The sequence below is a fragment of the Mesorhizobium sp. P2_B5 genome, from assembly GCF_056404775.1.
In genome coordinates, this window is record NZ_JBFUDJ010000006.1 from 146,144 (window position 1) to 167,687 (window position 21,544).

Sequence of the window (21,544 nt, forward strand, 5' to 3'; positions counted from 1 at the left end):
TCCAACCGGACGCATGGGCGCTCTAAGAGATCAGATGGTAGGGCGCTTATGAACACCAATCCGGGCGGCAGCGGACAATTCGGACAAAACCAGCAGACCGGCCCGATCGTGCCGAAGACTGCGGCCGAGGCCTTGCGGCCGGAAGCCGGCACACCGCCGCCGAAGCGCTCGCGCGCCTCGCGCAGCCAGGTCGTGGTGTTCATGAACTTCGTCATCTCCGCGGTGATGTTGATGATCCTCGCCGCCGGCGTTTCGCTTTATTTCGGCAAACAGGCCTTCAACGAACCTGGTCCGTCCGCCACTGGCGACACCTTCCTGGTCAAGCCGAGCACCGGCGTCCAGGACATTGCCGACCAGCTCGAACGGCGTGGATTGATCAGCGACGCCCGCATCTTCCGCATTGGCGTGCGCGTCTATGGCAATGATTCAGCGCTGAAGGCCGGCGAATACGAGATCAAGCCGCGCGCCTCGATGCGCGATATCATGGAGCTTCTGAAGAGCGGCAAGTCGGTGATGTATTCGCTGACCATTCCCGAGGGGCTGACCGTCGAGCAGGCGCTGCAGCGCGTTGCCGAACAGGATGCGCTGACCGGGGACATGCCGGCGATCACGCCGGCCGAGGGCAGCCTTGCCACCGATACGTTGCGCTTCACCCGCGGCGCCACGCGCCAGCAGATGGTCGACAAGCTGCTCGCCGACCAGAAAAAGCTGGTCGACGAAGTCTGGCAGCGGCGCGCGCCCGACCTGCCTCTGGCCAATGTCGACGACTTCGTCACCTTGGCCTCGATCGTCGAAAAGGAAACCGGCCGGGGTGACGAGCGCTCGCGCGTTGCCGCCGTCTTCCTCAACCGTCTGGCCAAGGGCATGCGGCTGCAATCCGATCCGACCATCATCTACGGCCTGTTCGGCGGCAAGGGCAAACCCGCCGACCGGCCGATCTACCAGTCGGACATTGAGAAGCAGACACCTTACAACACCTATCTGATCAATGGCCTGCCGCCGACGCCGATCGCCAATCCGGGCCGCGCCGCACTCGAAGCCGTCGCCAACCCGTCGAAGACCGACGATCTCTACTTTGTCGCCGACGGCACGGGTGGCCATGTCTTTGCCACGACGCTTGCCGAGCACAATGAGAACGTGGCTCGCTACCGGGCGCTGCAGAAAAAGCAGGCTGAAGACGCCGCCAAAGGTGCCAAGACCCCGGGCCAGACCGATGCGCCGGCGGATGGCGACGACAGCGGTGACGCCAGTGGCGATGTCGGCGGCGATGCGGGTGCCGCCCAGTAGCAGGCCGGCGCTTTTTGGCGGAGTGACCTTGCGCCTTGCGGACATGGGCGACGCGCTGCTGCTTTGAACGCGCAGCGCGGTTCGAAGGCTTGCTCCGAGGCCTCTGCAGATTTCGGCACTGCGAGATCAAAACGACACCGGAAATCAACACCTTGCCGGTATTGCGATTCTGACATTCGCGCTCCCCGTGATATCGAACGCGAGCGGGATTTCAGAATTGGAACATCAGGAGACACGAGCCGCATCATGAATTTGCAGAGCATGACCGGATTTGCACGCGCCGTCGGCGAGCACGACGGCGCCTCGATCGCTTGGGAGGTCAAGTCGGTCAACGGCAAGAGCGTCGAGGTCAGGCTGCGGCTGCCGCAAGGTTTTGAGCGGCTGGAGCCGGCGGTCCGGCAGACGCTGCAGAAGCGGTTTTCGCGCGGCAATTTCCAGGCGACGCTGACCGTCGGCCGCGCTGCCGGCCAGCAGGTGCAGCCGGTGGTCAACGAAGTCTTCCTCCGGGATCTGGCCGGCTTGGCCAAGCGGCTGCAGGACCAGTTCGGTGTTGCCCCGGCGACCGCCGACGGCCTGCTTTCCCTGCGCGGCGTGCTGGACATCCCTGAAAGCAACGAAACCGAGGAGGTGCGGGCAGCGCTCGATGCGGCAATCCTGTCAGCGCTCGAAACCGCACTTACCGGTCTCGAACAGGCGCGCCAAAGCGAGGGTGAAGCGCTGCGCTCGCTGCTTTCCGGTCACATCGACGCCATCGAGGCGCTGACGCGCAAGGCCGAGGCCGACCCGTCGCGCGAACCGGCGGCAATCCGCGAGCGGATCGCCGAACAGGTGCGGCTGCTGATGGATGCGTCGGCCAATCTCGATGCCGTTCGGCTGCACATGGAAGCGGCGTTCCTGGCCACCAAGGCCGATATTCGCGAAGAAATCGACCGGCTGAAGACACATGTTGTGTCGGGCCGGGTGCTGCTGGCAAATGGCGGCGCCATCGGCCGCAAGCTCGATTTTCTGGCGCAGGAATTCAACCGCGAATCGAATACTCTGTGTTCGAAGTCGAACGCCGCCACTGTCACCGCCATCGGGCTGGAGCTCAAGGCGGTGGTCGACCAGTTTCGCGAACAGGTCCAGAATCTGGAGTAACCCAAAATGGGTGCCAAGGAGCCGATGGTTGCCAGGGATCTGGGGTCGCGCATTCGCCGACGCGGGCTGATGCTGGTCCTGTCGTCGCCGTCCGGCGCCGGCAAGTCGACGATCGCGCGCAACCTGCTGGAAAGCGACGGCAGCCTGGAACTGTCGGTCTCGGTCACCACCAGGCCACGCCGCGGCTCGGAGATCGAAGGCGTCCACTACCACTTCCGCACCATGCGCGAGTTCGAGCGGCTGCGCGATTCCGACGCGCTGCTGGAATGGGCCGAGGTGCACGGCAATTGCTATGCGACGCCGCGCGAGCCGGCCGAACTGGCGCTGGCGCAAGGGCGCGACATGCTGTTCGACATCGACTGGCAAGGCGCCCAGCAGCTCAAGGAAAAGATGCGCGCCGACATCGTCTCGATCTTCATCCTGCCGCCGTCGATGAAGGAATTGAAGGCGCGGCTGAAGCGCCGCGCCGAGGACCAGGAGCAGGTGATCGAGACCAGGCTGAAGAACGCCCGCAACGAGATCGAGCACTGGAAGGAATACGACTTTGTCATCGTCAACGACGATCTCGACCGCGCCTTCGCCGAAGTGCGCGGCATCGTGACGGCAGAACGGCTTCGGCGCGACCGCCGGCCGGGTTTGTTCGATTTCGTATCGGGGCTGCTGGACGAGAAGACGGAGTAAGTAGCTCCTCCACCGTTGGGTAATCTAGTCACCTCAGCTGTCTGGCAGATCGTCCGGCCAACGCTGCGCTCCGTGAAGCACGCGCAGGATTCGAATTGTGCTGTCGGTCGGCTGATAGGCTGCGACGTATGGCGTGCCGACGATGACAAGCTCTCGCGTGCCAGCGAGCCGGCCGGTCCGGCCGCTTTGGGGAAAATCTCGAAGACGGCTGATCGCGGCGACGATCCGTTCATCGACGGCGATCGCGGCCGCAGGATTGTCAGCCTCGATATGCGTGAAGATGCCGTCGCGATCTGAAAGCGCGAATGGCGACCAGACGATCTTCAAGATTTAGGTTCACCAGCCGAGCGCTGCGCCGCGGCGCGTCTCTCGGCAAAATGCGCTTCGACTTGATCGTCGGGAATGTCGGATCGGGTGTCGTCGAGCGCTTCGCGCACCTTGGCGCGAAACCACGCGTCATACGCCTCGTTGTTTGTGACGAGATCGATAGGCAGCGCACCCTCGTTGGCGGTTCGGGTGAGCAATATCCGCACCGCATCCGAGACCGTCAGCCCCATGCTTTCGAGCACCGCCGAAGCCCGATCCCGGATGTCGGCGTCGATACGCGTCTGGACCAGTGCATTTGCTGGCATGGCAATCTCCTTCGACATCAATGTAATGCGTTTGAATGACGATTGCTAGGCAGGCACCGGCGGTCAAACAGCGTTCGTCAGCCGCACGAATTCCTCGACGCTGAGCGTCTCCGCCCGCCGGGTCGGATCGATGTTGGCGCGCATAAGCAGTGCCTCACCCCCCAGGCTCTTCACGCTCTGCCGCAGCATCTTCCGGCGCTGGCCGAAGGCGGCTTCGGTGACGCGGCCGAGTTTTTTCACGTCGGCCGCCAGCGGACTGGCACGCGGCACCAGATGCACCACCGAGGAGGTCACCTTGGGCGGTGGCGTGAAAGCTTGCGGTGGCACGTCGAAGGCGATCCTCGCTTCAGTCCGCCAGCCCGCCAGAACGCCGAGCCGGCCATAGGCGTCGCTGCCGGCGTCGGCGACGATCCGCTCGGCCACCTCGCGCTGGAACATCAGCGTCATCGATTGATAGAAGGGCGGCCAGTCGGTGACGGTCAGCCAACGGATCAACAGCTCGGTGCCGATATTGTAGGGCAGGTTGGCGGCAATCCTCACCGAGCCGCCGCCTTGCGACGCGGCACTGGCAAGAGCGGCAAAATCCGTCTTCAGCGCGTCGCCGCTGATCACCTCAAGCCGGCCCGGATAGTGGTTGGAGATCTCGGCAAGCGCCGCCAGGCAGCGTTCGTCGCGTTCGATGGCGATGACGCGCCGGGCACCGGCAGAGAGCAGCGCCCTGGTCAGCCCGCCGGGGCCGGGGCCGACCTCGATCACCGTGCTGTCGCTAAGGTTGCCGGCGGCGCGCGCGATCTTGCCGGTCAGATTGAGGTCGAGCAGGAAATTCTGGCCAAGCGCTTTCTTTGCCTGCAGCCCGTGGCGCTCGATCACCTCGCGCAGTGGCGGCAGCCCATCAATGCTCATGCGGCTGCGACCTTTATGCCGGTATCGGCCAGCCGGCGGGCCAGCTTCAGCGCCGCGATCAGGCTGTCGGGACATGCGATGCCTTTGCCGGCGATGTCGAAGGCTGTGCCGTGATCGGGCGAAGTGCGAATGAACGGCAGGCCAAGCGTGACGTTGACCGCCTCGTCGAAGGCCAGCGCCTTGGCCGGGATCAACGCCTGGTCGTGATACATGCAGATCGCCACGTCATAGCCGGCTCGGGCGCGCGCATGAAACATCGTATCGGCCGGCAGCGGCCCGAAGGCGTCGATGCCTTGCGCGCGCAGGATCTCGACCGCCGGACGGATGATGCGCTCATCCTCCGTTCCCATGGCGCCGCTTTCGCCTGCATGCGGATTGAGGCCGGCAAGCGCGAGCCTCGGCCTGGCGATGCCGAAGCGGCTTGCAAGATCGGCGGCGGTGATGCGCGAGATCGCAACGATCAGCTCCGTCGTCAGCACCTTCGGCACCTCGGCCAGCGCAATGTGGATGGTGACCGGAACGGTGCGCAATTCGGGGCCGGCGAGCAGCATCACCGGGGTTACCGCGCCACCGGTGTGGAGAGAGGCCAGATGCGCCAGATATTCGGTGTGGCCGGGAAAGCCGAAGCCGGCATCGTAAAGCGGCTTCTTGGCGATCGGACAGGTGACGACCGCGGCCGCGTGGCCGGCAAGGCAGTCGGCGACGGCGCGGTCAATGGCCTCGATGGTGCCGGCGGCATTGGCCGGGTCAGGCCGGCCGGGATCGTCGGTGAAGCGGGCCGCCAGCGGCACCACGGGCAAAGCGTGTTGAAAGACATCAGCTGCTTGCGCCGGCACCGTCTCCGCGATTGCCACTTCGGCGCCGATTCGGCGCGCCCGCGCGGCGATCAGCGCCGGGTCGGCGAGAAGATAGAAGGGTGCCGCACCCGAATCGTGGGCGCTCTGCCACGCGGCGATGGCGATTTCCGGCCCGACGCCGGACGGATCGCCGACGCTCAGTGCCAGCGGAAGCTCTGTCTCACGCACGGCCAGGCCGGTTTCAGCGCGTGACGATCTTGGCTTTCGCCTTCAGCTCCTCGACATATTTGGCCGAGAGGTCGTCGGCGTTCTTGTCGCCGGTGCTTTCGCTCTGGAACACCATCTGGGCAGCCTTGTCGTCGGAGACCTCGCGCGACGAGCAGATACCGATGAATTCGATGCCGCGATCGGTCTCGCGCACGGCCGTGGCGCCGCCCAGCTTGGTGGCCTTGATCTGCTCGGCCCAGTCCGGCGGCAGTTGCGGCGCCAGCACCCTGGGGAGATCGCGAACGGTGACGTCGATCAGGCCCTTGGCGAATTCGCGCGTGGTGGCGCAGCCGTTGAAGCGGGCGCGCATGGCCTCGGCCTCACGCTTGCGCTTGGCGAGTGTGGCGCTGCGCTCGGCCTTCGGCACCACGAAGATCACCTGCTGCAGCATGTACTCGGTGGCACTCGGCTTGGCGCCGCCTTTTTCGAGCATGTGCTTGACCAGGTCCTGTTCGCTCATCTGTCCGCCGCCGCCGCTATAGCGTGCGCTCAGCGCCTGGTTCCACGCCATCTGGGCGCGGATGAATTCCTTGAAATGCTCCTTGGTCACGCCGGACTGCGTCATGACGCCGTCCAATTGCTTGAGCTGCATCTTGTTGGTCGAGGCAAAGCGCTGATAGGCGGCCTCGACCTGGGCGTCGGTGATGCGGATGCCGAGGCGCTTGGCCTCAGCCATGCGCAGCGTCTGGTCGATCATCTCCTGGCCTGCGTCGCCCTTCTTGCGCTGCAGTTTCAGGAAGGCAGCCCGGTGTGCAATGTCGCCGCTGGTGATCGGTATGTTGTTGACGACATACTTGATTTCACTGGCGAAGGCCGGCGGCGTCATCATGGTGACTGAGATCGAGGTCGCCGCTATCAGGAGCGCGAATCCTGCCGAAAACAGGTATTTCCTCATCGAAAGCATCCCAATTCTAAGCCCGGTTTTGGATGACCGAAACCCGTGCCCGCTTTATGCGGCAAAACGATGTCGTCAGCCGGCTCTACTGGATGGTGTCGATCGAGCTTTGTGACGAGCCGAAATCGCCGAGCGTGCGGAACGACAGATTGAAGCCGACATTCTGCGACACTTCCCTGGTGTTGATGTCGCGCGATTCCGAGAACGTCATCAGATAGGTGAAGCAGGAATCGTTGTAGGCAAAGCCGACGCCGTCCTTGACCAGCACGCTTTGCTGCAGGTCGTAGGTGCCTGTGCCGAAGACGCGCCAGTTTTCGGCCAGGTGCGTCGAGGCGCCGAGCGTGACTTCGTGGCGATCGGTGGTGAAACCGTAGAGCGGCTGCGCCTGGATGAAGGCGTATTTGGCGCTCAGCGAAACCGGCAGGCCGGAATAGGCGGCCTTCACCTCGGCGCGGCGAACTTCGAAGCTCTGCTCGTCGAAGCGGCCGCTGAACGAGCCTGAGAAGCCGCTCGGGCTGCTGAACCCGATAAGGCCGACATAATCGGAGGTCGAAGTCTCCAGGCCGGAATCGGCACCCGCATTGACCAGATCCGGTGAATCGAACGAATTGCGTCCGCCCAGCTGGTAGGACTGGCCAAAGATGGCGTTGGTGCCCCAGCCATTGTCATAGGCGCCCGAATAGCGGAACCCGACATTGGCGCGGCTGCCGCCTTCGACGCGGTCGTAGCCGGAGAACTTGTCGCGCTCGAACAGCGTCGTGGCGTCGAAGACGAAGCTCTGTGCATCCTCGTTGGGAACGGCCAGGCCGCCGACATACTGTTCGTTTGGGCGCATGAAGACCTGCGCCATCGGCTCGACGATATGGCTGGAGCCGATCATCGAGAACAGCACCGGCCAGCGCATTTCAAGTCCGGCGGTTGCCATGTAACGGGCAAAGGAAGACCGCATGTCGGCGGTGGTGTCTATTCGAGGATCGGCGGCCATCGCATTAATGGCAGCGAGCGAACCTGAGGATGCATTGAGATAGTCGACGTCACCCTGCAGAGCCAAGAGGGGCGTCAGTTGCAATCCGCCGTCCGTGGTGAAGGTGCGCTTCCACTCGGCCTCGGCGGTGAAGCGGCCCGACTCGCCCTCGATGCCGCGCACGCGCTGGACGCCCGAGGCCGGCACGTAGGGGGTAAAATAGGCCTGATCGAGATCGTCACGGCGGATCACCCGCGCATTGACATTGAACGACAGTTGGCCACCGGCCACCGACATGTCGGGGATATAGGCATAGTCGAGCGACGGCAGCACCCAGGGTTGCTTGTCGCTGCGCGACGAGATGTTGCTGTCCAGTGCGTTTTCCTGAACCTGGAAGCGCATGGCGCGCACATCGAAATAATTGCGACCGTTGAGGCCGGTCAGGTAGACCGACGATTGATGCACGGCGTCGTTGTAGCCGTCGATCGTATAGGTACGCGAGAAATTCTTGTCGGTCTGCAGCAGGATGTCCCAACCGAAGTCCCAGCGCGGATTGATGGCGAACTGGCCTTTGGTGCCCATCATGCCGCGGAACTTGTTGGGATCGCCGACATCGCCCGAATTGACATTGTGGCCAGCGCTAGTGGGGAAGGCGGAGGCATCGATGAATTCGTCCGGATTCTCCTGACGGATGCCGGCGATCTTCAGCGTGTACTGGCCATTGTTGAAGCGCTGGCGCCACTCGGCCTCGCCGAGGAAACCCTGCTTGGTATAGCCGCTGCCGGTGACGGTGAGGTCGTAGGTCGGCGACAGTGCGAAATAATAGGGGACTTTGACGCCGACGCCGAGTTCGTTGTTGAAGGCGATGCTGGGGATCAGGAAGCCGCTTTTGCGCTTGACCGTCGGGTCGGCGATCTCGAACGCCGGCAGATAGGCCAGCGGGAAGCCGAAGAATTCGAAATTCGCGTTCTCGAAGCGAACCGTCTTCTTTTCGCCGTTCCAGATGATCTTCCTGGCTTTGACCCGCCAGGTTGGCGCCTTGTCCGGCTTGTCCTCGCAAGGCTCGCAGGCGGTATAGACGCCGTTGTGGAACGTCGTCAGCACGCCGCCCATGCGTTCAGCGCTTTCGGCGGCGAAATAGGCCTTCTCGGGGGTTTCGACGCGCAGCGCGTTGACGAAACCGTCGGCGAAATCGTCCGTAATATCGATGTGCTGCGAGTTGATCTTGGTGCCGTCGCTGTTGACGATCTCGACATTGCCGCTGGCGACGAGCCGCTTGGTGTTGCGATCATACACGACACGCTGGGCGACGAGCTTGTTGCCGCCATAGTCGATCTGGACGCCGCCGATGGCGGTGACCGTCTGGTTGTCGTTGTTATAGACGAGCGTGTCGGCCGCCAACAGCATCTGACTGCCGGAGGGAACCTTCGTTGCCACGTCGGTGACATCCTGCGCCAGCGCAGGAGCCATCGGCACGCCGCAAGCGAGCAGACATGCCAAGGCGCTCGCCGAATAAAGGCGCGCCAAACCAGCCTGCCTATGGCTGCGCAAAGCCGCCTCCCTCACTAGCCGTCTTCCTTGTATAGCAGGAATGTCACCCCAAAGAACATAGCCACGACAACCGGAACCCATGCAGCCACGGCTGTGGGCACGAATCCCGCCACGCCGAATGCCTTGACCAATACCGAAACGACATAAAGCAGAAAGCCGGCGAGGACGCCACCCAGAATCATCGTTGCCGACTGCCCCATCCTCGCAAATCGCATTGAAACTGTTGCCGCAATCAGCGTCATGGCCACAAGCAGGAACGGTAACGCCACCAGCGAATCGAACTGCATGGCGAAGGCATTTGCCTTGAGGCCGAAGGAGCGGGCAACCTCAATCTTGCCGGGAAGCTCGTAAAACGGAATGGTTTCGGGGCGCGCCAGCCTTTCCTGCACGAACTCCGGCTTGAGGTTGGTCGGCAACTGGTCCGTCGTTTCCGAGCGGATGTTGCCGTCCTTGAATACCTTGACGTCCTGCAATTCCCAGTAGCCGTCGCGCAGGAAAGCCCGCGCCGCGTCCTTGCGCTCGACGATATTGCCTTGCGGATCGAGAACGAAGAACACCGCGTCGGCCATTTCCAGGCCTTGGTTGAGGATGGCGCGGGCGCCGATGATGGTGTCACCGGTGGCGGTTTTCTGGCGGATCCACGGCGTGGCATCGGCCGCAACCGCGTTCGAATTGCCGGACCGCAGCTGGTTTTCCATCTGCTCCGACCAGGAAAAGCCGTGCGCGGCGATCGGATTGAGCACGCCGACCGACAGCGCGCCGAATAACAACGCACCGATGCAGCAGGGCAACAGGAACTGCCAGGCCGACACGCCGGCCGACCGCGCAATCACCAGCTCATACTTGCGGTTGAGCGACACCAGCGTCGCCATCGCCGAAAACAGGCCGACAAACGGCACCGTCTGCAGCATGATCATCGGCATCCTCAGCGCCGAGATGGCGACCGCCGTGCCGTAGGTAAAGCCCGGCAGGCCGGTGATGCGGCCGGACAATTCGGTGAAGTCGATCAGGAACACCAGCGCCAGAAGGCCGATGAAGAACCAGATCGTGATCGACACGTAGCGAAAGAAGAAGTAGCGGCCCAAGGTCCAGCCCATCGTCAGGCTCCCTGGCCGGATGTGTAGCGCCGGGTGAGGCGCAGCTTCAGCGCCGTCCAGCCATCGGTGACGCGGCCGGCGAAATTCGTCAGCCAGTCGGCCCAGCTGCCGGGCAGTTCCATGCTTCGTGAGGTGACGATGAACCAGATGGCGATCGCCGAGGCGACGATCGGCACGCCATAGACCATGTAGGTATATTGCGGGATCTTGTCGGCTTTCCCGGCGGCAAAAAAGCCCAGCCAGCGCACGAACAGCGCAATGGCAATGGCTGTGATCAGCGGATGGATGCGCGCCTCGCGGTGTGAGCGCGCGTCGCCTGCCACGGCCAACGCGATCAGCGCGAAAACCAGCGAGTACGACCATTCGGAAAAGCGCTGGTCGAGCTCGGCCTTGTAGGCGCCGGGCCTGCGCTGGAAGATCTTGTCGTTGGCGTCCGGGTTGAGCAGATACTGCGTCGTTCGGTCCTTGGGCAGGAGCAGGATGTCGTTCGCCGCCGACATGAAGGCGGACAGATCGAAGGCGTAGGAGGTGAAGCGGATGACCGACAGGTCACCGGTCAGCGTCTTGCGATGAATGACGCCGTCATTCATCATCAGCACCTTCTCGTCACCCTTTTCGACGACGCTGCCGCTCTTGGCATAATAGATCAGATTGGCGCCTTCCTCGCGCGAATCGGCGACGAAGATGCCGCCAAGCCGGTTGTCCGGCAGCCGCTCGCCGATCTGCAGGAACAGCCCGTCGTCGATCTTGCGGAATGTGCCTTCCTGGATGATCAGCGACAAAAGATCGGCGCGCGAGGATGCGATCAGCTGGCGGTTCTTCTGCCTGGCATAAGGCTCGACGCCATTGTCGACGGCGAAGGAAAGGACACTGGCCGCCAGAGCGATCAGCAGGACCGGCCGCACGATCGTCCAGCGCGAGGCGCCGGCGGCGTTGATGACGGCCAGCTCCGAATCGGAATTCATGACGCTGAGCGTCTGGGCGACCGCCACCACCAGGGCAAACGGAACCACGATCGGGATGATCGTGGGGATGATGAGGGCCGCGACCTCGAAGAAGGTCAGCGCCGACTGGCCGCTGTCGGTAACGAGATCGATGCGGGCGAGCACCTGCGTCGTCCAGACAATGGCCAGCGTCCAGATCAGCGCAGCGAGAAACACCGCCAGCGCGCGACGCATGATGTAGCGTTCAACGACCTTCATGTAAGGCTTTTCTCGATTTGCCGAACGGCATCATGCCCGCAGACAAGGTAGTCGTCCGGCTGCGCCTGTACAACAGGGTCTGTTAGGCCTTTCCATCTCAGCGGATCGATCCGATTCCCGTCCCACATCGCCCGTCCCGCGGGCCGGAGTGTCGGCGGCAATGGATAAGAAAGAGAGAACATCGATGGTTAACAACAGGTTGCGGCAGGAAAGCGGGGCCGTGCCGCGACGAATCGTCGTCGATTCCACAGCGCGTATGGGCCTCGATTCCGGCAAAGTCTTGCCAAATGAAGGAAAACGACCAAATGTCGCGCATCTTCCCTGAAAACGCATTCTCCCTGAAAATCTGAGCCGTTTCCGAAAGCAGGACCTGATGACTTTGAGACCATTGATCGCCTTCGCCAAATTTGCCGCGCCTAAAAAGGGCAGCGTCTTCGTGCTGGCGGCCGACGATGGCGGTCTTGGCGAGCCGGCAAAGGCCTGCGATCCGGATGGAACGCTGGCGCGGGCGTTTCCGGTGGCGGACTTTTCCGGAAAATTTGCCGGTGTCGTCGAAGTGCTGGCGCCACAGGGGACATCGCTCGACCGGCTGGTGGCGATCGGCGCCGGCAAGGTTGCCGGTCTCGATGACTTTGCCTGGCTGAAGCTTGGCGGCACCATTGCGGCGTCCCTGCGCAAGGCGACCGAGGTGACCGTCATTCTCGATGTGCCGGGCGCAAAAATTGGCGGCAAGCAAGCTGCGAACCTGGCTGCCGGCATCGTCCTGCGCAGCTACGCCTTCGACAAATACAAGACCAGGAAGGACAAGGACGACGCCGAGCCGAAGAAACCGGTCAAGGTCACCATCCACACCGCCGATCCGGCCGCCGCGAAAAAGGCCTTCGCCGACGAAGTGGCGGTGATCGATGGCGTGCTTCTCGCGCGCGACCTCGTCAACGAACCCGCCAATGCACTCGGCCCGGTAGAATTCGCCGCCCGCGCCAAGGAACTGGAAGCACTCGGCGTAGAGGTCGAGATCCTCACCGAGAAGGAAATGAAGAAGCTCGGCATGGGCTCGCTGCTCGGTGTCGCGCAAGGCTCGCCGCGCGGCGCCCGCATGGCTGTCATGCAATGGAAGGGCGGCAAGGCCAAGGATGCACCGGTCGCCTTCGTCGGCAAGGGCGTCACCTTCGACACCGGCGGCAATTCCATGAAGCCGGCTTCCGGCATGGAAGACATGAAGGGCGATATGGGCGGTGCTGCCGCAGTCACAGGGCTCATGCAGGCGTTGGCGGCGCGCAAGGCAAAGGCCAATGTCGTCGGCATCATCGGGCTGGTGGAAAATGCCGTCGACGGCCACGCCCAGCGCCCCGGTGACATCGTCACCTCGATGTCGGGCCAGACCATCGAGGTGCTCAACACCGACGCCGAAGGCCGCCTCGTGCTGGCCGATGCGCTGTGGTACTGCAACGACCGGTTCCAGCCGAAATTCATGGTCAATCTGGCGACGCTGACCGGCGCCATCATGGTCGCGCTTGGCCAGCACTATGCCGGCCTGTTCTCCAACAATGACGAACTGTCGGACAGGTTGACGACGGCCGGCCAGGCGACGCAGGAGCGGCTGTGGCGCATGCCGCTTGGGCCCGAATACGACAAGCTGATCGATTCCAAGAGCGCCGACATGAAGAACATTGGCGGCCGCTATGGCGGCGCCATCATCGCGGCGCAGTTCCTGCAGCGCTTCGTCAAGGAAACGCCGTGGGCGCATCTCGACATCGCCGGCACCGCGATGGGCTCGCCGCCGAGCGAGATCAACCAGTCCTGGGGCTCGGGTTTCGGCGTCAGGCTGCTCGACCGCCTGGTGCGCGACAATTACGAGGGATAGGGCCGGATATGGCCGACGTCCTTTTCTACCACCTGACCGAATCGACTCTGGAGGATGCGCTGCCCGGCCTGCTCGAGCGCAGCGTCGATCGCGGCTGGCGCGCCGTGGTGCAGACCGGCACCGAGGAGCGGCGCGACGCGCTCGACCAGCATCTGTGGACATTCCGGGACGATTCCTTCCTGGCCCATGCGACCGACCGCGAAGCCTATCCGGCCGAGCAGCCGATCCTCCTGACCACGAGCGAAGCCAATCCCAATCAGGCGCAGATACGCTTTCTCGTCGATGGCGCAGCACCCGCCGATCTCGCCGGCTACGAACGCGCCGTGTTCCTGTTCGACGGCCATGACGCGGCCCAGGTCGAAGGCGCCCGCACGCATTGGAAGACGTTGAAGGAGGCCGGCCACGCGGTCACCTATTGGCAGCAGACGCCCGACCGGCGCTGGGAGCGCAAGGCGTAGGGGGGTTGCGCCGGCGCGTCTTGAAAACGACGCTGTTATCTCCGAACGATCCGATCTAAGGATTGCGAAAAGCGCAACTCACGCGGCGGGCTGAGAATGCGGGTCAAGATCATCGGAACCGGGCGAGCCGTGCCGGCTCAATGCGTGACGTCGCGCAGTCTCGACGCGCGGCTGGGGCTTGGCGATGGCCATCTCGAAGCTGCCACCGGCGTCATTGAGCGCTATGTCTGCGAGGCCGAATCGCAGGTCGATCTCGCCTGTGCGGCGGCGCGCCTCGCACTCACCGATGCCGGCATCGATGCCAGCAGCGTTGATCTTGTGATCGGCGGTTGCGGCGTGCCTTACCAGCCGCTGCCGTCGACCGCGCCGCTGGTCATGCAGCGTCTAGGCCTGGCGGATGGATCGGCCGCCGCCTTCGACGTCAACAGCACCTGCCTCGGCTTCCTCACCGCTTTCGAGACGGCGTCGCGGCTGATCGAGGCCGGGCAATGCCGCACCGCGCTGGTGTTTTCTTCCGAGATCGCCTCGCGCGCTTTGCCGTGGCAGGATCAGCCGGAAATCGCGGCCTTGTTTGGTGATGGCGCGGCGGCCGCGGTGGTGCAGCAGGCAGCGCCCGGCGAGGGCAGGGTGGCGGCCAATCTGATGCGCACCTATCCCTCAGCCTATGAAGCCTGCCGCATCGGCTCCGGCGGCACGCGTTTCGACTTTCACCGTCAGCCGGAGGAATTCGCCCACCACAGCCTCTTCCACATGGACGGCAAGGAACTGTTCCGCGTCACGTCGCGCCATTTCAACGGCTTCGTTGCCGACTTGCTCGATCGTGCCGGCTGGCGGCGGGACGATGTCGATGTCGTCGTGCCGCACCAGGCGAGCCCGTTCGCGCTCGCCCACATGGCGCGTCAGACCGGCTTTGCGCCGGAGAAGCTGATCGATATCGCGGCGCGCTACGGCAACCAGATCGCCGCTTCGATCCCCTTTGCGCTCGATGTCGCACGCCGCGAACGCCGCGTCGCGCCGGGCGYCAAATTGCTGTTCCTCGGCACCTCGGCCGGCGTGTCGTTCGGCGGCATGGCGCTGGAAGCCTGACCATGGGGCGCGTGCTCGTCACCGGCGCCAGCGGTTTCCTCGGCTCGCATGTCCTGGCGCGGCTGGCGGCAATGGGCACACCGGCGCTCGGCCTTGGTCGCGATGCCGAACGTTGTGCGGCGCTCGAAGCCGCCGGTCACGAGATCATTCGCCTCGATCTGTCCAAACCGTTCGATGCCGTTGCCGAACACGATCTCGGAGGCCTCGATGCGATCGTCCATTGCGCTGCCCTTTCGGCGCCCTTCGGCGGGCTGGCGGATTTCGAGACGGCCAATGTCGTGGCAACCCACAACCTTGTCGATTTTGCCCGCCGGCAAGGCGTACGCCGCTTCGTCCATATCTCCAGCCCGACGGTCTGTTTCGCCTATCGCGACCAGCTCGGGGTCAGCGAGGACGCTGGCCTGCCGCCGCCGGTCAACCACTATGCCCGCACCAAGCGGCAGGCCGAGGAGATCGTGCTGGCGGCGCCTGAAACCGGCCCGGTGGTGCTGCGTCCGCGCGGCATCTATGGCGCCGGCGACCGCACCTTGCTGCCGCGCTTGCTGCAGGTGGCGCGGCAGCGCCCGCTGCCGCTGTTCCGCCACGGCAAGGCGCGCATCGATCTCAGTTACATCGATGATGTCGTCGATGCTGTGCTTGCTGCCCTGTCCGTTGGCAGCACTGCCGAGGGGCAGATCTTCAACGTTTCCAGCGGCGAGGTGGTGCCGGTGCGGCGTATTGCCGAGGCGGCCTGCGCCCGCGCTGGCGTGCAGCCGCGCTGGCGCAAGATGCCGCTTTTGCCCGCAATGCTGGCGGCCGGGTTGGCGGAGGCGGTGGCTGAACTTCTGCCCGGCCGGTCCGAGCCGCCGGTGACGCGGTACGGTCTTGGTCTGTTCGCCTACGCCCAGAGCCTCGACATTGCCAAGGCCCGCCGCATCCTCGGCTGGGCGCCGAAAGTGTCCTTCGAGGCAGGGCTCGATCGGACCTTCGGCAAGGCGGCGGAAAATCGGGGGTCGGCGTGAAGATCGTCTTCGCCAACAGCGCCTCTGTCAGCGCGGCCGAGCGCCTGATCTTGCGCGGCGGCAGCTGGGCGAAGGTCAGGCTGCGTGTCCGCTACGGGCTGATCCTACATCCGCAGTCGGGTCCGGTGCTGATCGACACCGGTTATACACCGCACGTGGCTCAAGGGAGCGAGCGCAGCACCGCGCTGCGTCTCTACAGTGCGATCCTCCGGCCCGAGCTCAACGAGGCCGAGCAGCCGCTGCCGGTTCTGGCGCGCTTCGGTCTGTCGCCGCAGGATGTGCGAACCGTTATCGTCACCCACTTCCATGCCGACCACATGTCGGGCCTGTCGCTGTTTCCCCATGCCCGCTTCATCGCCAATGACGCCGCCTGGGCGCGCGCCAAGGCCAAGACAGCTCGGCAGAATCTGCGCCACGGCGTTTTCAAGGAACTGTTTCCGCCGGATTTCCAGACACGGCTCGACGGACTGTCGTCGAAGCGACGTGTCGAGCCACGTGGTGATGTGCCCGGCGGTGCCGATTTGTTCGGCGACGGCAGCGTCGTCGCCGTCGATCTTCCCGGCCATGCCGATGGCCAGTTTGGCCTTTTGTTCCCCAATCTGGAGCGGCCGCTGCTCTACGCCGTCGATGTGCAATGGCTGATCGAAGCCCTTGTCGAAAACCGGACGCCCGGTCTGCCGGCAACCCTGCTGGCCGAGGACGCCGCCGCGCTCGATCCGACCAGCGCGATGGTGCGCCGGTTTCTGGCAACTGGCGGCGAGGTCTTGCTTTGCCATGATCCGGCGTTGACGTCCCACGATCTTGCCGGAGAAGGCGCATGAACGGGCCGGCCGAAGCGGTTCGTGCGTTTGCGCTGACGCAATGGCTCTCGCGCACGAGCCGCGGGAATTTCGAACGCTGGCAGGCGCACGCCTTGCGCCGCTTTCTCGACCGCGACCTGCCGCGCGCTCCGTTCTATGGCAAGCCGCCGCGTCATCTCGGCGACCTGCCGGTGATCGACAAGGCGACGGTGATGGCCAATCTCGAGCGCTTCAATATCAATGGCGTCTCAGCCGCCGAAGCCTGGAAGGCGCAGGCCGGCGATGGCCGCATCGGTGAACTGACGGTCGGCGCCAGCACCGGCACGTCGGGTAATCGCGGTCTGTTCGTCATTTCCGAAGCGGAAAAATATCGGTGGCTGGGCACGATCCTGGCCAAGGCCGTGCCCGATCTCATCTGGCGCCGGCAGCGCGTGGCGGTGATCCTGCCGCAAAACACCGGACTCTACGAAAGCGCGCGCAAATCGCGGCGCATCGATCTCGGCTTCTTCGACCTGACGCGCGGGCCGGAGAGCTGGCGCGCAGCGCTTGAGGATTTCGCACCGACGGTGATCATCGCGCCGCCAAAGATGCTGCGGCATTTCGCGGCCGAGAACTTTCGGCTCAAGCCACAGCGGGTCTTTAGCGCTGCCGAGACGCTCGACCCGGTCGACCGCCCGATCATCGAAAAATTCTTCCGTCTACCGCTCGACCAGATCTACATGGCGACGGAAGGGCTGTTCGCCGTCACGTGCCGAAAGGGCGGGCTGCATCTGGCCGAGGATTCGGTGTACTTCGAGTTCGAGCCGGCGGGCGGCGGGCTGGTCATGCCGCTGGTCACCGCCTTTCGCCGCCAGACCCAGATCATGGCGCGCTACCGCATGAACGATCTGTTGCGGCTCTCCGAAACTCCATGCCGCTGCGGCTCGCCACTGCGCACGGTGGATGAGATCGTCGGCCGCATGGACGATGCTTTCCGGCTGGCGTCGCCGCATGGGCAGATTCTTGTGACGCCCGACATCCTGCGCAATGCCGTGCTCAAGGCTGACAGGCGCATCGACGATTTCCGCTTGGTCCAGACGGCTGCCGATGCGGTCGAGCTCAGCCTGGCGCCTGAGCTTGCCGACGAAGCCGCCGGTGCCGCGCATCAGGCCGTGCGCAATTTGCTGGCGGCGCGCCAAGTGACAGCTTTGGTCAGCCTTATGCGTAAGGACCTGCCGCTGGAGACAGACCGCAAGCTGCGCCGGGTTGAATGCCGGCTGGGAGCTGGGCCGTGAACCGGCCTGCCGCATTAGAGCCCACCCTGTTGGGACTTGGGCAACTGGACCGGGTTGAGAACAACCCGCGTGAGGTCGAGGCCTTCGTGCAGCTTTTCAACGACGTGCCGGTGCGCGCCCTCGTCCGCAATCTGACGGTGGCCGTCGAGCCCTTCGAGATCGCCGGCCGTTGCTTTCCGCTGACGCTGAACGACAGAAGCGAAGCGCCGAACTGCTACATCTGCTGCCCGTCCAGCGCCTATATCGACTATGCCATCGACGAGACCCGCAATTTCGTCTCCTCGCCTTTGCTGCAAAAAGCGATCCGGATGCTGATCGGCCTATGCGCACCGCTGGTCAGGGCGAGTGGCCTCAATCATCAGGTGCAGGTCAACAACTGGCTCTATTCGACCAATCCGGTGCCGCTGCTCGACCGCAAGGCGATCGCGGCCATGCGCGACGATCTCACGGTGCGTTTTCCCGACCGCGCTGTTCTCATCCGCTCGCTGAACGAGATCGCCGATCCCTCGACCATCGCGGGGCTGAAGGCGGAAGGGTTCCGTATGCTGGCGGCGCGGCAGATTTACATCTTCGCCAACCGCGGTTCGGCCATGACCAACGACATGAAGCGCGACCGCAAGCGGCTGCGCACGACGCCTTTCGAGGAGGTCGGCGATGCCGATTTCACCGAGGCCGACTATGCCCGCTGCGAGGCGCTCTACCGGATGCTCTATCTCGACAAATACACGCCGCTCAACCCGCATTACACCGCACGCTATATCAGCGAGATGCACCGTCGCGGCATTCTTCGGCTGGCGGGCCTGCGCCGTCCCGGCGGTGAACTGGTCGCCGTTACCGCGCTGTCGAAAAACGGCAGAACACTGACGCAGCCGATCGTCGGCTACGACACCGGCCTGCCGGTAAGTGAGGGCCTCTACCGCATGATGATGGCGCTGGCGCAGGACCATGCCACGGCGCATGGCCTGTTCTTCAACATGAGCGCCGGTGCCGCCGCCTTCAAACGCTTGCGCGGCGCCGTGGCGACGGTGGAATACAACGCCGTCTATGCCGGCCATCTGCCGCGCCGCCAACGCATGGCAGTGCGGATCATGGAATTTGTGCTCGCGAAGATCGGCATTCCCCTGCTCAGGAGATTTGAACTTTGAGCGAAGCCCGGCTGCAAAATGACAAAGACCATTGGCAGGCGGTGATGCGGTCTGCCGATATCAAAGCCAAGCCGAAGCGCATCCTGTTCGACGGCGCGCCGCTGGTGCTGTTCCGCTCGGCGCAAGGGATCACTGCCCTGTTCGACCGCTGTGCTCACCGCCTGGTCGAACTGTCGACCGGCAAGGTCATTGGCGGTGAGATCGAATGCCCCTACCATGGCTGGCGCTACAATGGCGAAGGGCGATGCACCGCCATCCCCGGCCATGTCGGTGACATGCCGCACTATCGCGTCCGCCGCTACGCCGCGATCGAACGCGACGGCGTCGTCTTCGTCTCGTCAGGCACGCCCGAAGTCGAGCCCTATCTCCACTGTATGCAGGGCAAGGATGTCGTGGTGAAGCGGGTGCGCAGTTCGGCGCAATCGACGGTGCTTGACGCGGCCGAGAACATTCTCGACGCCACCCACACCCACTTCACCCACAAGGGCGTACTGCGCGGCCTAACTGCAAAACGCCATCTCGTGCGCGTCGAGGTGACCGGCGGCGAGGGCTGGGTCGAAAGCTGTTACACCGGCGAGGACCGCCAGCAGGGGCTGGTCAGCCGTCTCCTCGAAGGCGAGCGCGCCAGGACCATCGGCCGCTATCGCTATCCGGGCATTGTCGAACTGGAATATTGGGGCAAGGGTGGTCTGGCGCTGGCGACCACCTTCCATTTGCGCCAGGCGGACGAACGGACCGTAGAAGGCGTCGGCTGGCTGATCGGCCCACGCCAGGGCCTGTTCGGCGAGCTCAAGGCGCTGGCCTTCCGGCCGTTCTTTGCCTTCGCCCTGCAGCAGGATCGCCGGGTGCTGAAATCGGCCAGTGACAATGCCCTGATACCGCCGCAGGTTCAGCCGGCGATCGGCCCACTGGATTTCCTGCGCCGCGACATAGCGGCGATCATGGACGGCAAGATGCCGCCGGCGGCGGCGGAACCGCGCGTGTACCAGATCGAGCTTTAGTGCAGGCTCGGCTTAGGTTCGCGCTGCCCCTCATTGCCCTGCCGGGCATTTCTCCCCGTATAGTGACGGGGAGAAAAACGCCATCACCGCCGCTTTCGCCAATCATCAACGTTGCAAAGGGAGCGCCGAGGTCGCGGTAGCCTCCTTTTCCCCGTCACTAAACGGGGAGAAGGTGCCGGCAGGCCGATGAGGGGCGGCGCTAAGCGTTTGGTTGGAGGTCACGGAGAGCCGGCCCATTCCACTCGATATCCCGTGTCGAGGCGGCTTGCAGGCTAATGCGCTGGCGCAGTGCGGTGCCGGCGATCTCGGCCAGCGCGCGCCATTGCGCTTTTCTGGGCGCGGGGTCGCCCGGCCAGTCGAGCAGCTCATCGGCCTCGCGCATCGTTTGGCGGAAGCGGCCAAGACCGCCCGATCGCAGCGCCGCCGGCAGTCCGTAGATCCACATCGCCAGCCGCACTGTCTGCAGCCTGGCGACATCAGGCTTCACCTCCGGACCGTCGTCCAGCACAGCGTCGGCAAAGCGCTGCGGATCGCGAAAGAAATGCAGGCCGCTTACGGCGCGCGGATTGCACTCCAGCGGCATCACCGTGCCGTCCTTCTCGCGCATCAGGTCGAAGGAGATCTGGCCTGTCCAGGCGGTGCCGGCGACGAAGATTTCGACAAAGCGCCGGGCAGCCGCATCCTCGACCGGCTCGAAGCAGATGCCGGCGCCTTTGCCGGCGCGGTAGAGCGACCGGTAGAGCGCCAGCGCCTTGAGCTTGCCCTCAGTCGCCACCGCATAGGCACTGATCTCGTCGCCGGCGATGAAGCGCTGCGCCACCCACGGGGCGGTGGGCGAGGGGCGGACGGCGTCGAGTTCGCCCGGCGATGGCCGCAGCAGCACGTCACGGGCGAAACGCGACCACACCGGCTTGAACACCAGCTCGCGCGAATGGCCGCGCACGCTTTCGAGATCGGCATCGCTTTGCAGCAGCGCTGTATCCGGCACGTCGAGGCCGAGGCTTTGCGCCAGCCGGATGAAGGCATGCTTGTTGTGGACGCGGGAAAGCATCGCCATGTCGGGCGCGAACAGGCGGACCGGCATGGCGCGGTCCTGCCACAGGCGGCCGAGATAGAAGATCTCCTCGCAGGTCGGGATGACCAGTTCCACACCTTCGGTATGGACGACAAATGCGACGGCCTCTGCATAGGCATCAGCGGCAAAGCGCGGCGGCGGCAGGCGATGGTAGGCGGCGCATGCCGTGCTCGCCGCGGCGATCGGCCGGGCCGGACTGTCGGCCAGGATCACCCGCCGCCCGGCGTCGTGCAACAGCCGCGCCAGATGCAGCGCCACCGGCGCGCGGGCGCCGGTGACCAGCACGGTGCTACCTGCCATCGAAGACCTGCATCAAGCCCGCCCGCCCATCGCCACTCTCTCAATCAGGCTTGCGCGAAATCGGCGGTGTTGACAACGTCCCGATGCTACCGCACTCAGTGCTTCGACAAGGTAACGTTCTTGCGAT

20 protein-coding genes are annotated in these 21,544 nt (G+C 64.3%); 11 read left to right on the forward strand and 9 right to left on the reverse strand.

The features are described from left to right. The first annotated feature begins 48 nt into the window (after positions 1-48). The 3 genes from mltG (at position 49) to gmk (ending at position 3,105) form a co-directional block, all read left to right on the forward strand. A complete protein-coding gene (gene mltG / locus AC1D1N_RS20710; protein WP_112560797.1) occupies positions 49-1,287 on the forward strand; it encodes an endolytic transglycosylase MltG in 1,239 nt (412 codons plus the stop codon). A 246-nt stretch (positions 1,288-1,533) separates the two neighbouring features. After that, the gene (locus AC1D1N_RS20715) at positions 1,534-2,424 is read left to right on the forward strand and encodes a YicC/YloC family endoribonuclease (protein ID WP_436259104.1); all 891 of its coding nucleotides are present in this window, start codon (positions 1,534-1,536) and stop codon (positions 2,422-2,424) included. A 6-nt stretch (positions 2,425-2,430) separates the two neighbouring features. Next, positions 2,431-3,105, forward strand: coding sequence for a guanylate kinase (gene gmk / locus AC1D1N_RS20720; protein WP_162712060.1), 675 nt, complete (start codon positions 2,431-2,433; stop codon positions 3,103-3,105). A gap of 33 nt (positions 3,106-3,138) precedes the next feature. On the opposite strand, the gene AC1D1N_RS20725 is transcribed toward gmk, so the two are convergent. The 8 genes from AC1D1N_RS20725 to lptF form a co-directional block, all read right to left on the reverse strand. Next, positions 3,139-3,432 (reverse strand): type II toxin-antitoxin system RelE/ParE family toxin, encoded by a 294-nt coding sequence (locus tag AC1D1N_RS20725; protein WP_112560799.1) that lies wholly within the window; start codon positions 3,430-3,432, stop codon positions 3,139-3,141. Beyond that, the gene (locus tag AC1D1N_RS20730; protein ID WP_477350912.1) at positions 3,429-3,737 is read right to left on the reverse strand and encodes a type II toxin-antitoxin system RelB/DinJ family antitoxin; all 309 of its coding nucleotides are present in this window, start codon (positions 3,735-3,737) and stop codon (positions 3,429-3,431) included. The genes AC1D1N_RS20725 and AC1D1N_RS20730 overlap by 4 nt, the downstream gene beginning before the upstream one ends. Before the next feature lie 63 nt (positions 3,738-3,800). After that, the gene (gene rsmA, locus AC1D1N_RS20735; RefSeq protein ID WP_477350688.1) at positions 3,801-4,640 is read right to left on the reverse strand and encodes a 16S rRNA (adenine(1518)-N(6)/adenine(1519)-N(6))-dimethyltransferase RsmA; all 840 of its coding nucleotides are present in this window, start codon (positions 4,638-4,640) and stop codon (positions 3,801-3,803) included. Next, entirely contained in the window at positions 4,637-5,665 is a 1,029-nt protein-coding gene (gene pdxA / locus AC1D1N_RS20740) for a 4-hydroxythreonine-4-phosphate dehydrogenase PdxA (RefSeq protein ID WP_477350690.1), read from the reverse strand. Before pdxA ends, rsmA begins: the two co-directional genes overlap by 4 nt. A gap of 13 nt (positions 5,666-5,678) precedes the next feature. After that, positions 5,679-6,608 (reverse strand): peptidylprolyl isomerase, encoded by a 930-nt coding sequence (locus AC1D1N_RS20745; RefSeq protein ID WP_436259108.1) that lies wholly within the window; start codon positions 6,606-6,608, stop codon positions 5,679-5,681. 76 nt (positions 6,609-6,684) lie between these two features. Next, a complete protein-coding gene (locus tag AC1D1N_RS20750; RefSeq protein ID WP_477350692.1) occupies positions 6,685-9,129 on the reverse strand; it encodes an LPS-assembly protein LptD in 2,445 nt (814 codons plus the stop codon). Then, a complete protein-coding gene (lptG, locus tag AC1D1N_RS20755; RefSeq protein ID WP_436259110.1) occupies positions 9,129-10,211 on the reverse strand; it encodes an LPS export ABC transporter permease LptG in 1,083 nt (360 codons plus the stop codon). The genes AC1D1N_RS20750 and lptG overlap by 1 nt, the downstream gene beginning before the upstream one ends. Before the next feature lie 2 nt (positions 10,212-10,213). Then, positions 10,214-11,413, reverse strand: coding sequence for an LPS export ABC transporter permease LptF (gene lptF / locus AC1D1N_RS20760; protein WP_352585073.1), 1,200 nt, complete (start codon positions 11,411-11,413; stop codon positions 10,214-10,216). A 373-nt stretch (positions 11,414-11,786) separates the two neighbouring features. Between lptF and AC1D1N_RS20765 the strand changes: the two genes are divergently transcribed. From AC1D1N_RS20765 to AC1D1N_RS20800, 8 genes are all read left to right on the forward strand, one after another. Next, entirely contained in the window at positions 11,787-13,277 is a 1,491-nt protein-coding gene (locus AC1D1N_RS20765) for a leucyl aminopeptidase (protein WP_477350694.1), read from the forward strand. A gap of 8 nt (positions 13,278-13,285) precedes the next feature. Beyond that, positions 13,286-13,735 carry a DNA polymerase III subunit chi gene (locus tag AC1D1N_RS20770; RefSeq protein WP_112397329.1) on the forward strand — a complete coding sequence of 150 codons (450 nt, stop codon included), beginning with the start codon at positions 13,286-13,288 and terminating at the stop codon, positions 13,733-13,735. A gap of 96 nt (positions 13,736-13,831) precedes the next feature. After that, the gene (locus AC1D1N_RS20775) at positions 13,832-14,821 is read left to right on the forward strand and encodes a 3-oxoacyl-ACP synthase III family protein (protein ID WP_477350696.1); all 990 of its coding nucleotides are present in this window, start codon (positions 13,832-13,834) and stop codon (positions 14,819-14,821) included. Positions 14,822-14,823: 2 nt separating this feature from the next. Next, the gene (locus AC1D1N_RS20780) at positions 14,824-15,822 is read left to right on the forward strand and encodes an NAD-dependent epimerase/dehydratase family protein (RefSeq protein WP_477350698.1); all 999 of its coding nucleotides are present in this window, start codon (positions 14,824-14,826) and stop codon (positions 15,820-15,822) included. Beyond that, positions 15,819-16,643 (forward strand): MBL fold metallo-hydrolase, encoded by an 825-nt coding sequence (locus AC1D1N_RS20785; RefSeq protein ID WP_477350700.1) that lies wholly within the window; start codon positions 15,819-15,821, stop codon positions 16,641-16,643. Before AC1D1N_RS20780 ends, AC1D1N_RS20785 begins: the two co-directional genes overlap by 4 nt. Next, positions 16,640-17,896: a F390 synthetase-related protein gene (locus AC1D1N_RS20790; protein ID WP_477350702.1), complete on the forward strand. Its 1,257-nt coding sequence runs from the start codon at positions 16,640-16,642 to the stop codon at positions 17,894-17,896. The genes AC1D1N_RS20785 and AC1D1N_RS20790 overlap by 4 nt, the downstream gene beginning before the upstream one ends. Continuing rightward, complete coding sequence (locus AC1D1N_RS20795) at positions 17,893-19,041, forward strand: GNAT family N-acetyltransferase (RefSeq protein WP_477350704.1); 1,149 nt, start codon at positions 17,893-17,895, stop codon at positions 19,039-19,041. The genes AC1D1N_RS20790 and AC1D1N_RS20795 overlap by 4 nt, the downstream gene beginning before the upstream one ends. After that, positions 19,038-20,042, forward strand: coding sequence for a Rieske 2Fe-2S domain-containing protein (locus AC1D1N_RS20800; RefSeq protein ID WP_477350706.1), 1,005 nt, complete (start codon positions 19,038-19,040; stop codon positions 20,040-20,042). The genes AC1D1N_RS20795 and AC1D1N_RS20800 overlap by 4 nt, the downstream gene beginning before the upstream one ends. Before the next feature lie 199 nt (positions 20,043-20,241). On the opposite strand, the gene AC1D1N_RS20805 is transcribed toward AC1D1N_RS20800, so the two are convergent. Beyond that, positions 20,242-21,417: an ATP-grasp domain-containing protein gene (locus AC1D1N_RS20805; RefSeq protein ID WP_477350708.1), complete on the reverse strand. Its 1,176-nt coding sequence runs from the start codon at positions 21,415-21,417 to the stop codon at positions 20,242-20,244. Positions 21,418-21,544: the final 127 nt, after the last annotated feature.

Excerpts from the sequence above, each read along its gene's own strand:
- mltG (WP_112560797.1), top strand. The coding sequence starts at position 49 with ATGAACACCAATCCGGGCGGCAGCGGACAATTCGGACAAAACCAGCAG.
- AC1D1N_RS20715 (WP_436259104.1), top strand. The coding sequence starts at position 1,534 with ATGAATTTGCAGAGCATGACCGGATTTGCACGCGCCGTCGGCGAGCAC.
- gmk (WP_162712060.1), top strand. The coding sequence starts at position 2,431 with ATGGGTGCCAAGGAGCCGATGGTTGCCAGGGATCTGGGGTCGCGCATT.
- AC1D1N_RS20730 (WP_477350912.1), bottom strand. The coding sequence starts at position 3,737 with ATGCCAGCAAATGCACTGGTCCAGACGCGTATCGACGCCGACATCCGG.
- rsmA (WP_477350688.1), bottom strand. The coding sequence starts at position 4,640 with ATGAGCATTGATGGGCTGCCGCCACTGCGCGAGGTGATCGAGCGCCAC.
- AC1D1N_RS20745 (WP_436259108.1), bottom strand. The coding sequence starts at position 6,608 with ATGCTTTCGATGAGGAAATACCTGTTTTCGGCAGGATTCGCGCTCCTG.
- lptG (WP_436259110.1), bottom strand. The coding sequence starts at position 10,211 with ATGGGCTGGACCTTGGGCCGCTACTTCTTCTTTCGCTACGTGTCGATC.
- lptF (WP_352585073.1), bottom strand. The coding sequence starts at position 11,413 with ATGAAGGTCGTTGAACGCTACATCATGCGTCGCGCGCTGGCGGTGTTT.
- AC1D1N_RS20765 (WP_477350694.1), top strand. The coding sequence starts at position 11,787 with ATGACTTTGAGACCATTGATCGCCTTCGCCAAATTTGCCGCGCCTAAA.
- AC1D1N_RS20770 (WP_112397329.1), top strand. The coding sequence starts at position 13,286 with ATGGCCGACGTCCTTTTCTACCACCTGACCGAATCGACTCTGGAGGAT.
- AC1D1N_RS20780 (WP_477350698.1), top strand. The coding sequence starts at position 14,824 with ATGGGGCGCGTGCTCGTCACCGGCGCCAGCGGTTTCCTCGGCTCGCAT.
- AC1D1N_RS20790 (WP_477350702.1), top strand. The coding sequence starts at position 16,640 with ATGAACGGGCCGGCCGAAGCGGTTCGTGCGTTTGCGCTGACGCAATGG.
- AC1D1N_RS20805 (WP_477350708.1), bottom strand. The coding sequence starts at position 21,417 with ATGGCAGGTAGCACCGTGCTGGTCACCGGCGCCCGCGCGCCGGTGGCG.